This window comes from Paraburkholderia sp. MM5477-R1, from assembly GCF_050436385.1.
GTDB classification, from domain to species: domain Bacteria; phylum Pseudomonadota; class Gammaproteobacteria; order Burkholderiales; family Burkholderiaceae; genus Paraburkholderia; species Paraburkholderia tuberum.
Window position 1 is genome coordinate 69,127 of record NZ_JBNDMC010000008.1, and the last position, 12,967, is coordinate 82,093.

General features: G+C 63.4%; 11 protein-coding genes. 5 read left to right on the forward strand and 6 right to left on the reverse strand.

Going from position 1 to position 12,967, the window contains the following annotated elements:
* Positions 1-22: 22 nt before the first annotated feature.
* From OKW35_RS42095 to OKW35_RS42105, 3 genes are all read left to right on the forward strand, one after another.
* Positions 23-844, forward strand: coding sequence for a transporter substrate-binding domain-containing protein (locus OKW35_RS42095; protein ID WP_090805986.1), 822 nt, complete (start codon positions 23-25; stop codon positions 842-844).
* Between the two features lie 62 nt (positions 845-906).
* Entirely contained in the window at positions 907-1,674 is a 768-nt protein-coding gene (locus OKW35_RS42100; RefSeq protein ID WP_184067205.1) for an amino acid ABC transporter permease, read from the forward strand.
* A gap of 2 nt (positions 1,675-1,676) precedes the next feature.
* Positions 1,677-2,333 (forward strand): amino acid ABC transporter permease, encoded by a 657-nt coding sequence (locus tag OKW35_RS42105; RefSeq protein WP_184034006.1) that lies wholly within the window; start codon positions 1,677-1,679, stop codon positions 2,331-2,333.
* 25 nt (positions 2,334-2,358) lie between these two features.
* On the opposite strand, the gene OKW35_RS42110 is transcribed toward OKW35_RS42105, so the two are convergent.
* From OKW35_RS42110 to OKW35_RS42125, 4 genes are all read right to left on the reverse strand, one after another.
* Positions 2,359-3,681 carry an MFS transporter gene (locus tag OKW35_RS42110; RefSeq protein ID WP_429555170.1) on the reverse strand — a complete coding sequence of 441 codons (1,323 nt, stop codon included), beginning with the start codon at positions 3,679-3,681 and terminating at the stop codon, positions 2,359-2,361.
* Positions 3,682-3,955: 274 nt separating this feature from the next.
* The gene (locus OKW35_RS42115) at positions 3,956-5,260 is read right to left on the reverse strand and encodes a c-type cytochrome (RefSeq protein ID WP_429555171.1); all 1,305 of its coding nucleotides are present in this window, start codon (positions 5,258-5,260) and stop codon (positions 3,956-3,958) included.
* A gap of 17 nt (positions 5,261-5,277) precedes the next feature.
* On the reverse strand, positions 5,278-7,530 hold the full coding sequence (locus OKW35_RS42120; protein WP_429555172.1) for a molybdopterin cofactor-binding domain-containing protein: 2,253 nt from the start codon (positions 7,528-7,530) through the stop codon (positions 5,278-5,280).
* A 1-nt stretch (position 7,531) separates the two neighbouring features.
* Positions 7,532-7,987: a (2Fe-2S)-binding protein gene (locus OKW35_RS42125; protein ID WP_018420878.1), complete on the reverse strand. Its 456-nt coding sequence runs from the start codon at positions 7,985-7,987 to the stop codon at positions 7,532-7,534.
* Between the two features lie 361 nt (positions 7,988-8,348).
* On the opposite strand from OKW35_RS42125, the gene OKW35_RS42130 reads away from it, so the two are divergent.
* A complete protein-coding gene (locus tag OKW35_RS42130; protein ID WP_184034018.1) occupies positions 8,349-8,747 on the forward strand; it encodes a hypothetical protein in 399 nt (132 codons plus the stop codon).
* A gap of 250 nt (positions 8,748-8,997) precedes the next feature.
* Here the strand turns inward: OKW35_RS42130 and OKW35_RS42135 are convergent, their stop codons facing one another.
* The gene (locus OKW35_RS42135; RefSeq protein WP_429555173.1) at positions 8,998-9,945 is read right to left on the reverse strand and encodes a peptidoglycan DD-metalloendopeptidase family protein; all 948 of its coding nucleotides are present in this window, start codon (positions 9,943-9,945) and stop codon (positions 8,998-9,000) included.
* Between the two features lie 1,321 nt (positions 9,946-11,266).
* Between OKW35_RS42135 and OKW35_RS42140 the strand changes: the two genes are divergently transcribed.
* Positions 11,267-12,271, forward strand: a complete 1,005-nt coding sequence (locus OKW35_RS42140) for a hypothetical protein (RefSeq protein WP_429555174.1) — start codon at positions 11,267-11,269, stop codon at positions 12,269-12,271.
* Here OKW35_RS42140 and OKW35_RS42145 read toward each other — a convergent pair.
* A complete protein-coding gene (locus OKW35_RS42145) occupies positions 12,187-12,753 on the reverse strand; it encodes a hypothetical protein (RefSeq protein WP_429555175.1) in 567 nt (188 codons plus the stop codon). The two genes, OKW35_RS42140 and OKW35_RS42145, sit on opposite strands and share 85 nt — an antisense overlap.
* Positions 12,754-12,967: the final 214 nt, after the last annotated feature.

Genomic DNA, 12,967 nt, shown 5'->3' on the forward strand with positions numbered 1-12,967 from the left:
TATTACGACAGAGGAACACATCATGAACCAGCGCCCCGCTCTCCAATCGACCCGCCGCGTGTTCGCGACGCTCGCCGCGACGCTCGCGATGACCGCGCTCGGCGCGCTGTGCGCGCTGCCGTCGGCCGCGCATGCCGACGCGCTCGACGACATCGCGAAGTCGGGCACCGTGCGCATCGGCGTATTCGAGGACTATCCGCCGTTCGGCTCGATCGGTCCGGACATGAAACCGGTCGGCTACGACATCGACGTCGCCAATCTGATCGGCAAGGCGCTCAACGCGAAGGTCGAACTGGTGCCGGTCACCGGCGACAACCGCATGGCCTTTCTCGCCGACCACAAGGCCGACATGTTGCTGTCGGTCGGGCAGACGCCCGAGCGCGAAAAAGTGATCGACTTCTCGCAACCCTACGCGCCGTACTACCTCGCGGTGTTCGGCCCGAAGTCGCTGCCGGTGAAGACCGCCGCCGACCTCGGCGGCAAGTCGATCTCGGTCGCGCGCGGCACGCTCGAAGACCTGAGCGTGACGAAGATCGCGCCGCCGTCGGCGAACATCAAACGTTTCGACGATCCGAACGGCGCTATTTCGGCGTTTCTTTCTGGTCAGGTACAGTTGATGGTGGTCGGCAACGACGTCGGCGCGACGATTCTCGCGCGGCATCCGGCGAACGATCCGGAGCAGAAGTTCGCGCTGTTCAGCTCGCCCGATCACGTCGGTCTGAACAAGAACGAGCCGCGCCTGAAGGCGAAGGTCGACGAAACGATTGCCAAGGCCCGCAAGGACGGCACGATGAACGCGATTTCGCAGAAGTGGCTGCGCGCGCCGCTGCCGGCCGATTTTTGAAACCTGTGGCGTGGCGCCGTGAAGGCCGCGCCGCGATCTGATCCTACGATGGGCACGAGGCCATGACTTACGCGTTCGATTTCAGCGGCTTCGGCCTGTATGCGGGGATGCTCGCGCGCGGCGCCGCCGTGACGCTCGGCCTCACGGCCGTGTCGACCCTGGCGGGCGGGATGGTGGGGATCGCCGGCGCGAGCATCGCGGCGGCCGGGCCGAAGTGGGCGCGCTGGCTGGTCGCGAGCTATGTCGAGCTGATCCGCAACACGCCGTTTCTGGTGCAGTTGTTCTTCGTGTTTTTCGGCCTGCCGAGCCTCGGCATTCATATCGACGAGATACAGGCCGCGATTCTTGCGATGACCGTCAATCTCGGCGCGTACGCGATCGAGATCGTGCGCGCCGGCATCGATTCGATTTCGCGCGGCCAGGTGCAGGCCGCCCAGGCGCTCGGCCTGCATGGGCGCCAGGTGTTCCGCTACGTCGTGCTGCCGCAGGCGCTCGCCAACGTGTTTCCCGCGCTGCTCGGCCAGGTGCTGATCGTGATGCTCGGCTCGGCCGTCGTGTCGCAGATCTCGGTGCCCGACCTGACCTATGCGGCGAACTTCATCCAGTCTCGCAACTTCCGCTCGTTCGAGAGCTACGTGATCATCACGGCTGCCTATCTGCTGATGTCGATCGTGTTGCGGCAGCTGTTGAACCGCTTCGGCCGCGGGCTGTTCGCGGGCCGCGCGGCGCGAGGTAACAACCGCAGCAGTAGCGGCAACGACGGCTTGCCGCGCAACTGGCGCAGCCGCCTGATGTGGCGCGGCGCGCGCACCCTGCCGACGGAGCGCTGATCATGGTCGAATTCACGCTGTGGGACATCGCCCGCAACCTGCTGCTCGCCGCGCGCTGGACCGTGCTGCTGTCGCTGATCGCGTTCGTCGGCGGCGGGATCGTCGGGCTCGTGCTGCTCGCGATGCGCGTGTCGCCGATCGCGTGGCTGCGCCGCATCGTCGTGCTGTACGTCGAGGTGTTTCAGGGCACGCCGCTCTTGATGCAGCTTTTTCTCGCCTTCTTCGGCTTGCCGCTCATCGGCATCGACGTGTCGCCGTGGGCCGCCGCGACCGTCACGCTGACGCTCTATACGAGCGCGTATCTGGTCGACATCTGGCGCGGCTGCGTCGAAGCGGTGCCGCGCGGTCAGTGGGCCGCGGGTGCGAGCCTCGGCATGACGTTCGGCCAGCAGTTGCGCTACATCGTGTGGCCGCAGGCGCTGAAGATCGCGGTCGCGCCGAGCGTCGGTTTTCTCGTGCAGGTGGTCAAGAGCACCGCGCTCGCGTCGATCATCGGCTTCGCCGAACTGACGAAGACCGGCACGATGATCACGAATGCCGCGTTCCGGCCGTTTCCGATCTACGGCATGGTCGCGATGATCTACTTCGCGATGTGTTTTCCGCTGACCTGGTATGCTCGCGTGCTCGAAAAGCGGCAGAAGGTGGGACAGCATCGGTGAGGTGAGGTGATTCGCGCTCTGTAGTTCAAGTCACGGATACGTGCTGCCGGGAAGCAATCTTGATGCGCGAGACGAACCACGCCGCGAGCACGAACCACCCTGCTGCGACGACGAACGCGACGACATAGGCGGGTCCGGCACCGGCAAACGCCTTGACCCATGACAGCATCCACCCGGTCGCGGCAGGGCCGAGGATCTGCGGTAGCACCATCGACACTTGCCAGATGCCCATGTCCTTGCCGCTGGACGCATCGTCTGGCAACACTTGCAGCGCGAGTGCCCAGTCGACGGCTTGATAGGTTCCGTAAGCGGCGCAGAAAACCAGCCCGACTGCGATCACCAGCGACAGGTTTGGATGCAACGCCAGCAGGACAAAGCCGATCGCAGCTCCGGCCATGATCCAGCTGGTCAGGCGGACAACGGGAACGACGCCGTGCCGGTCGGCGAGCCGTGCGCCCAGCAGGCTGGCCGGGATCGCTAGCACCACGCCGACGCCAAGCAGCCCATTCAGGAGACTGGTCGGATGACGAATGCCGATCACGTCCTGCAGGTAGTACAACATGAAGGCGAAGATCGACCAGATTCCCATGTTGCCGAACAGACGGGTTACCAGCACCCAGTAAAAGTTTCGGTGCAGGCGTGGATCGAGATAGAACGAGCGCATGAACGTGACGAGCTCGAACCGTTCTCGGGATCTGACAGGTGTCGGCTCGCGCGAGCCGCGAATCGTCAGCCAAAGGCAGAGCAACATGATCGCAATGAACGCGGCAACCGTAGGATACAGGTGGCCCGGAGAATAGAGGGCAACGAGCACCACGTTGCCAGTGATCGTGCCGAGCACGGTCATCACGTTGAGCCACGCGCTCGCGCGGTTGGTTTCCTGTTTTGGCACGACATCGGGCACCAGCCCGGCGTACGGCCCCGCCGCCCAGTTCCACCAGAACTGGAGATGCAGGAACGCGAGTGTATACATCCCCACGCTGCCCCCGCCGTTGAATGAAGCAAGCCATACCAGTGCAACCGCAATGCCGAACACGCCGGTGACGAGAAACGGTCGCCGACGTCCATGTTTTGCAGAGCAGCGATCCGAAAGAGCGCCGGCCAGTGGCGCCACGATCATCGCAATGAATGCGCCGGACGCAATGACGGAGCCGGCCACGCCTTCCTTCAACGCGGCATCGCGTCCGAGCATCTCGGCGACCTGTGCCGGCACGAGCACCGGAACGACCGTCATCCATTGGGTAAAGAGCGCAAACCACAGCGACGCGATCTGTATGTGACTGAGCGTCGACAGGCGAGAAGCCGACGGAGTGACCGACACGTTTCGGGCTTGACTGGATAGGGTCATGTCGGAAGTCCATGAGCTTCGCGCAGAGACTTCGACGCCGCACGGCGGACGAAGGTCGTGGCCAATTCCGAGAGCCGTTCGAACACGACGGGGACTCCCATAGGACCAATGCGCCTGTATCGGTCGTGGTGCAAATGTCGGCATTGGCCGACGGCGAGTCCATCGACGAAGGCGCGGTGTGGCCGCCCCACGATGATAGCTGCCGTCGGTTGGCCCACAACCTGAAACGGCGCGAGGTCGGCAAGCGCGCTTCTGCGCCGCACTTAGCGACCGATCAACGCCCCGCCTGCGTCGACTGCCGCAACTTCGCCACCTCCGCCGCACCGACCGCCGGCGCGCCGTTGTTCCAGCCAGCCCGCACGAAGCTCAGCACATCGGCGATCTGCTGATCGTCGAGCACCGCGGCGAAGCCGGGCATCGGAAACGGCGACGGCACGCCGTCGATCACGAGATCGCCGGTGCCGTTCAACGTGACGTTGATCAGCGACGACGCGTCCTTCGCGAGCACGTTCGGATTGCCGGCGAGAGGCGCGAGCATCGGCGCGAAGCCGTGCCCGTCGACGCCGTGGCAATGCATGCAATACGCCGTATAGACGCGTGCGCCGGCATCGTTCGCGGGGCGATCGAGCGACACCTTCGTCGCCTGCGGATCGTACGTATAGGCCGCCGCGCCGGTGCCGCCGACCGGCGGCAGCGACTTCAGATACGTCGAGACTGCCGCGACGTCCTGATCGCTCATCGCTTGCGTGCTGTTGTTGATCACGCTCGTCATCGCGCCGAACGCCGATGCATGGCGATTCGCGCCGGTCTTCAGGAACGTGCGCAGATCCTCGTCGCTCCAGCGGCCGAGCCCGGTGTTGTGCTCGCCCGTGAGGTTCGACGCGAACCAGCCGTCGAGCAGCGCGCCGCTCAGGAATGCGCTGCCGCTTTCGTCGAGCGCACTTTCCTGGAACGCAACACCGCGCGGCGTGTGACACGACCCGCAATGTCCGAGCCCTTGCACCAGATACGCGCCGCGATTCCACGCGACGTCCTTGCCCGGCTTGTCGCGATACCCACCCTTCTCGAGAAACGCCATGTTCCAGAACATCAGCGGCCAGCGCATGTTCAACGGCCACTTGATGTCGGACTCGCGATTCGCCTGCTGCACCGGCGCGACGCCGTGCATGAAGAACGCGTACAGCGCCTTCACGTCGTCGTCGTCGACCTTCGCGTAGGACGGATACGGCATCGCCGGATACAGGTTGTGGCCGTCTTTCGCGACGCCCTCACGCAGCGCCCGCGCGAAGTCGGCTTCGGTGTAGCCACCGATGCCGGTCCGTGCGTCGGGCGTGATATTGGTCACGTAGATGCGGCCCATCGGCGTGTTCATCGGCAGGCCGCCGGCGAACGGCTTGCCTTTCGGCGCGGTGTGGCAAGCGGCGCAATCGCCGAGTTGAGCGAGGTAAGCGCCGCGTTGCACGAGCGTTTGATCGGCTGCGCCGGTGGCTGACGCAGTTGCGGCATCAGCAGGCGCCTGGGCGATAAACGGCAATGCGACGCATAGCGCCGCGCCAAGACCCTTCAGCATTTTTTTCATGTCGGGCTCCTTTCGCGTCAGGCGTTGTGCAGTTGGCGGCCAACCGGCAATTGCCGCAGCCGCGTGCCGGTGGCCGCATAGATCGCGTTGGTCAGCGCGGGCGCGAGCGCCGCGGTGCCGGGTTCGCCGATGCCGCCGGGCGCCTCGCCGCTCTTCACGATATGCACGTCGATCGGCGGCGTCTGGTTGATGCGCAGCATCCGGTAGTCGGTGAAGTTGTTCTGCTCGACGCGACCGTCCTTGATCGTGATCTCGCTATAAAGCGCCGCCGTGATACCGAAGATGATGCCGCCCTGCACCTGCGCTTCGATCGTGTTCGGGTTGACGAACATCCCGCAATCGACCGCGCAGTTGACGCGCTTGACCGTCACTTCGCCCTGCTCGAGCGCGACCTCGACGACGATCGCGAAGAAGCTGCCGAACGCGTGCATCACCGAGATGCCGCGCCCTTGCCCCTTGGGCAGCGCGCTGCCCCAGTTGCCCGCTTGCGCGGCCAGGTTGAGTACGTTCAACGCGCGCGGCGATTTGCCGAGCAGATCGCGCCGGTACTGCACCGGATCGATCTTCGCGTGCGCGGCGAGTTCATCGATGAAACTCTCGACGACGAACGTGCCGCGCGTCGGCCCGACGCCGCGCCAGAACGCGGTGGGCACCGCGTGCGGTTCCACGCGCACGTAGTCGACCAGCTGGTTCGGCAGGTCGTACGGCAGATCGGCGGCGACCTCCACCGCATCGGGGTCGAGCCCGTTCTTGAACGCGGGCGGCGCGAAGCGCGCCATGATCGACGACCCGGCGATGCGATGCTGCCACGCGATCGGCTTGCCGTTCGCGTCGAGCCCGGCGGAGATCGTGTCGTAGTAGTACGGTCGGTACATGTCGTGCTGGATGTCCTCCTCGCGCGTCCACAGCACCTTGACCGGCGTCGACACCTGTTTGCCGACCTTCACGGCCTGCGTGACCATGTCGGTTTCGAGCCGCCGTCCGAAGCCGCCGCCGATCAGATGGTTATGCACGATGATCTTGTCGGCGGGCAAGCCCGTGACCGCGACCGCCGCATCGACGACACGCGTCGGCACCTGCGAGCCGAGCCAGATTTCGCAGGCGTCGCCGCGCACGTGGACCGTGGCGTTGACCGGCTCCATCGTCGCGTGCGCGAGGAACGGCTGCTGGTAGACCGCGTCGACGCGCGACTTCGCATCGCCGAACGCGCGGCCGACGTCGCCGTCCTTGCGCGCCACCGCGCCGCCATGTTGCGAGGCCGCCGCGAGATCGTCGACGATGCGCTTCATCGATACCTGCGCGCCCGCGCCCTCGTTCCACTTGATGTCGAGCGCCTGCAGGCCGCGCTTCGCGGCCCACGTGTGAGCGCCGATCACCGCGACCGCGTTGTCGAGCTTGATGACCTCGCGCACGCCGGGGATCGTCTTCGCATGCGTATCGTCGACGCTCGCGAGCGTGCCGCCGAACACCGGACAGTTCGCGATCGCCGCGTAAACCATCTCAGGCAAGCGCACGTCGAGGCCGAACTGCGCGGTACCGTCGACTTTCTCCGGCGAATCGAGACGCTTCGCCGGCGTGCCGATCAGCTTGAAGTCCTTCGGGTCTTTCAACGGCACGTTCTGCGGCGCGGGCAGCGCGGAGGCGGCCTGCGCGAGCTGACCATAGCTCGCGCTGCGATTACTGGCCGCGTGGATCACCTGACCGGCCTGCGCATGACAACTCGCCGGATCGACCTGCCACTGCTGCGCGGCCGCGTTGATCAACATCACGCGCGCAGTCGCGCCCGCGCGACGCATCGGCTCCCACGCGAAGCGGATCGACGTCGAGCCGCCGGTCAACTGGCCGCCGAGCAGCGGGTCCATGAAGAGCTTTTCGTTGGGCGGCGCATGATCGAGCGTGACCGTGCCGAGCGGCACTTCGAGTTCCTCGGCGATCAGCATCGGAATCGACGTATAGACGCCCTGACCCATCTCGACCTTCGGTATCACGAGCGTGACCTTGCCGGCGTTGTCGATCTGGATGAACGCGTTCGGCGCGAACACGCCGTTTTGCGGCGCCTCGTTCGCATCGCCGCCGATCACGCTCTTGCCCGCCTTCTGATCCTGGCTCGCGGCCGGCATGCTGAAGCCGAGCAGCAGACCGCCGCCGGCCGCGGCGCCGACCGTCACGCCGAATTTGAGGAAGCCGCGCCGCGAGATGCCGCGCGCATGCCGCGTGTCGGTGTCAGCCGGCTGCGCGCCGTTCTGTGCATCGAGCAATCCCTGGGACATGTCAGGCCCCCTTCGCGGCGTGCTTGATCGCCGCGCGCACGCGGTGATAGGTTCCGCAGCGGCAGATGTTGCCCGCCATCGCGGCGTCGATGTCGGCGTCGCTCGGATTGGGATTGCGCGCGAGCAGCGACGCCGCCGACATCACCTGCCCCGACTGACAGTAGCCGCATTGCACGACGTCGAGCTCACGCCACGCCTGCTGCACTTTCTGGCCCGTGGGCGTGGCGCCGAGCGCTTCGATCGTGACGATCTTGCGGTCGCCGACCGCCGCCGCCGGGAACACGCACGAGCGCACCGCGACGCCATCGAGATGCACGGTGCATGCGCCGCATTGCGCGATGCCGCAGCCGAACTTGGTGCCGGTCAGCCCGACGAGATCACGCAGCACCCACAGCAGGGGCATGTCGGGCGGGGCATCGACGGTATGGGTTTCGCCGTTGATATTGAGCGTTGTCATGAGCGGCTCCGGGTGGGGACGTTGTTGTGGTCACGCGGTTTAGATCGCGACACCGCACCAGACCGCTGACATGCACCGGTTTTGTTCGGCGTGTCGCGCTAATAAGCCATGAAATGCGGCCTGTGAGCGAGCGGGTGTCGCAAGAAAACCGGCCGATTGTAGTCGTGTCGAAAGAAGTTCGCTTTGGCGGTGTCAGGCGGCACATCGCATGCTGTGCGCGGTGGATCGCATGTGTCGGCTGGAGCGATGCGTTACCATCGACGGATCGATCCGTTAGCGTGATCGCGCGACCCGCTGCATCGCACTGCGTGGTGTTGCGACGCACGATTCCGTCGAATCACCTCAGCCGCTGGAGCCGCCGATGAACGACCCGCAATGCACTCAATTCCTCACGGACATTCGCCGACCATTGCTTGCGCTGCACAAGGCGATTCTCGATCACGAACGCGCCGCGTACGAAAAGGAGTTCGGCCCGGTAACGCCGGCGGCATTCCTGCAGGTGCTGATCAACGGCTCGGGGTTTCGTTGGCTGACGCCGCTGTCGACGGTGATCGCGAGCGTCGACGAAGTTCTCGACGACGCGGAAGCCGAGGCCGGCGACCGTCTCGCGACCGCCGAGGCCGTGGTCGGCCTGTTCTCGCCCGATCAACCGCACAATCACTTCCTGCCGCGTTATCTGCCGCTCTTGCAGGCCGATCCCGCGATCCTGCATTACCACGGTGAGGTATCGCGACTGCTGCGCGGAGGGCAAACGACGTAACGGCGATTCGCACCAGGCACGGCGGCGGCGCGTGCGCTGCCTGCCGGCTCCTGCATTGCCTCACCGTTCATAAACGGCTGCGGGTCGAGGCCGCATGGTTGATCGTCGGTATTCTTGCGCAGATCGAGCGGAATGCTCTGACGTGAAGGTACTTTTGCAACGATTCGTCGACCGCCGGAATGCGCGGTCGATCAAATTACCTGGTTTAGCTGAATAAATTCAAGGTGAGCTTTTGCGGGAACGTGGAAGCTCAGCCGCGCCCCTGCGGCAGATATGACAGCGGATCGACCGGCTTGCCGTCGCGCCGCACTTCGAACCCCACCGACACACGCGAGTTGTTCTCGTCGCCCATCTCCGCGATCTGCTGTCCCTTGCGGACAATGTCGCCCATCTTGACCATCAGCTTGCGGTTGTGCGAATACGCGGTCAGAAAATCCTTATTGTGCTGGACGATGATCAGACTGCCATAGCTGTTCAGTCCGGTGCCCGCGTACATCACCTTGCCGTCGGCGGCGGCTCGCACCGGATCGCCCGCGTTGCCGCCGATTTCGATGCCGCGTGTTTCGCCTGGCTGGAACGCTTCGACGACGCCGCCCGCGGCAGGCCATGCGAGCGTCACGCTGCTCGCGTGCCGGCGGGTTTCCTGCGTGACTTCGCGCACTGCGGTGGCATCCGCAGCCGGCGCGGCGGACTGTGTCGAAGCTTGCGCCGACGTTTGCGCTGTCGCTTGTGACGCACGCTGCGCTGCGGATTGCGCCGCCGCCTTCGCGGCGGCCGCCGCATTGGCCGCCTTCACCGCGCGCACCGTTTCCGGCGACGCAACGTGCAGCACCTGCCCCGGCTTCAGCCGCGCCGACACCTTCAACCCGTTCCATGCCTGCAACTGCTTGACGCTGATGTGATGATGCTGCGCAACCCGCGCGAGCGTGTCGCCGCTCCTGACCCGATACACGAGCGGCGGCGATTTTTTCAGCGGCGCGTTATCGCTGGCGTCGATCGACAGCGGCGCGGCTGCCGCCGGGTCGCCGGACGCCGCTCCCGTCGCATTCGCCGCCGGCACGCCGGACGCCGCGTTGGCGCTGGTTGCCGCACCGTTCTGCGCATTGGGCTGCCCGACGTTCGCACAACCGCTGACGGCCAGCGCGACCCACGCGCCAGCGAGACTGGCCAATAACGTTCTGTCGAAACGCTTTCTCATCCTGTTCGACTCCTGCTGTATGAATGCGCAAGCCGGATAGCCCGATGCCGCGGACGAGGTGCGCGATCTTCGGCCGCGCGGCCTTCCCGACGGCACGGCGAAGCCGCCTCGTATGGCGCTCATTTCCTGCCTGCTTACCGATTGAATTTCTCGCGGAATTCTAAAGTGTCGTTTAATAAAAACGCCCTGCCCACACACTCTGATACATATATAACGGCAAGTAACCGATTTTCCTTTACCCTCAATCACTTGCAGGCGGTTCTTCAACCCAAAATCACGGTCAAAAAGTGGTTTTTGCGGCCATATAAATCAAGGACTTACCGCCCCATTCCGCACAGGGTTTCGAACGAGCAATCGGCATCGAGGCGCCGATTTGACAATTGCCCGGCCACGGCGCACGGTTGATACACTGTGTTTTTATACAGTCTTTCGCCGTGAGCCACTTCCGATACCCTGACGCCGCGACTGACCGCCCCTGCCGTCTTTGCGAACATTGGGGCGGCGACGTTGCGGGCGGATCACATGCCCTATGCTCGTGGAACGAGCAGAAACAGGTGCAAGCACAGCCAGAGCGCGGATGCGTGCATTGGCTCAGAGCGATCGGGGCTGATGATGACCTCGACGAGCGTCCATGTCGACGGTAGCCGGACGCGCGACAATTTTGGAGTTGTCCGACTGCTCGCGACAGGCGGAGATAGGAGACTTCACCGCCGGGTTTCCCGCAAAGAAAAACCCTCGCGACCTGAAAAGGCAATGCGGGTTTTGAGTTTCGAGCAATCAAAGGCTGATTCGGGTGCCGGTGACGACGTTCTAAACGCGAATAGCATGAGCCTCGGCTAAGGTCGAAAAGCGATACTTCGCCGTTGCGAATTGAATGGCCGGTTCCTGAGTGGAATCGACGCCTGAATGTCGGAGCAACGGTGTGAGCGAACGACGCTTCCTGGGCCGCCTGCTCCCGATGCGTTTTGGCTCAAGTCGACCCTGAGCTACCCCCTGACCGCCATGAACTTCGTGCGCCTGACCACATATACCGCAATTTTTGCAAAATGGTTACGTTGCGATTTCCTATCGTTATTTATCGAACAGACCGATCAAACGATAGCGGCCCGATAACGCCATCGTTCTCCAAGTGATCAATGCACACTTCCGGCATCTGCCAGTCAAGGTCCTGGAGAAATTCCGGAGAGGTTCTAGCCATGTGAATGCGAACCCGAACATACGTTGTCTCGGCTCTATCCGGGGAACCTGTCCAATCCCGTGTTACGCGTCTGTTGACCAACTAAACATGCTCGCGGTAACCGGATATCACTGGAGGTCGGCCATGAAGAAATCAGCAAACATCAATACGGTAGAATTGGGCTCCCTAGGTCGAAGGACACAGAAAGGCGCGCGACTGTTTCTTCAGGAGAAGTTTAATTCGATCATAGAACGACGTAGAGCGGACCGCGCAAATCTCGCCGCGGCGACCAAGGCCGCAAGCGCAGCTCTCCAGCGTGTTCTCGCTCACGACGAAGAGTTTGCGGCTTCGATCAAGCCAATCGTCGCAGCGTCACGCAAAGAGTTGCTGAAGATCGAACGGACTGAGGGCAAACTCGGTCGGCCGCTGTCTCGCGAAACCGCCCTCGGTCTGCTGTCGGGGAGCGGCATCCGCGGCTTGGGAGGCTCGCCAGGTGGCATCGTTATGACGATGGCAAAGGATATAAAGATTGATGTGCGGGTAGCGCCGTATAACGACGTCTGGACGAACACGAGCGGCGGCGCCCATCAGCAACAAAGCGTATGGGCGGATAAGAACAACGGCAACTTCGGATTCCTGTATACGGTCGGCAAGGAGGGTGGATCGCTGACATGCGGCGCCGGGGTCGAAGTTCTGTTCATGCGCGATTCCCCGGGATTTCCGCCCGGGCAGGGACCAGCCGGATTCGCGCAGGTGCGGGCCTATACACCCTACAATTACATCTGGCACGATAAGTCGTACTTGGGAACCGCCCATCAACACGCAGGGTTTGGCGTCCTTGTCTGGAGTGCTCCCATTGACGGCGGCCCCTCACGAACGGACTTGGATCACGAGTACTGGGTATGGAACGACGGAACCTCTTGGTATGAAGAGCACAACAACGCTAGCTTTCCCGGGCAAGATTCGGACATTGCGTTGCAGTATGGAAATGAAGCTCCGTATTTTTCGATCGAGCCCGGTCGCATATATGGCGCCTGGGTTTGGTGTTTTGCCGACTGCGACGCTCACGGGGCCGATCTTACTTCTGCGGCGTACGGACAAGCTCTCATCGATGCGACGGCAAAGTTTATCGTAGTGGGACAACAGTAGAGGCGCGGCGAACTTCGGGGTTGCGCCACAACTTGCACTCGACGAGTACGAGTCGGCCGTTCGCGGAAACGCCCAGGATGTCGAGGAAGACGCTCGAGGAGCCACAACGCAGTGGAAGCTCGCTCAGCGTCTGCGAGCCGTTCGCGCTGCCTAAACAACTCCTGCTCAAGCGCCGCGGTCTGCTCCAGATTGAATTGGTCGATCAAAGCCTTGATCTCGCGCTCGATTTCGTTCTTCGGGTCGGCAAACGACGCGTCGACAGCCTTGGGAATCTTGACCTTCTTTTTCTTCGAGCGCTCCCAGTACAGCTGTGCGAACTCGCGGAGGCTGACGTCTGCGCCAAACTCCTTCACATACTTGCGATAGTCCGCTTCTATTTGTGCCGAGTAGCACATAGCGCCACCTCGAATTTTTGAGACATGGCCATGATACTGCCGCCGCGCCCAGTCATACTGTATATCCATACACGATGCGTACTTCATGTCCCACATCCGCTACCCGGACGCCGCGACTGATCGCCCCTGCCGTCTTTGCGAACATTGGGGCGGCGACGTTGCGGGCGGATCACATGCCCTATGCCTGTGGAACGAGCAGAAGCAAGTGCAAGCACAGCCAGAGCTCGGATGCGTGCATTGGGTGCGGGCCCTGGGATGACGCCGACGAAGAAAGAAAGCCGCACACCCCTAAGCCGTGGAA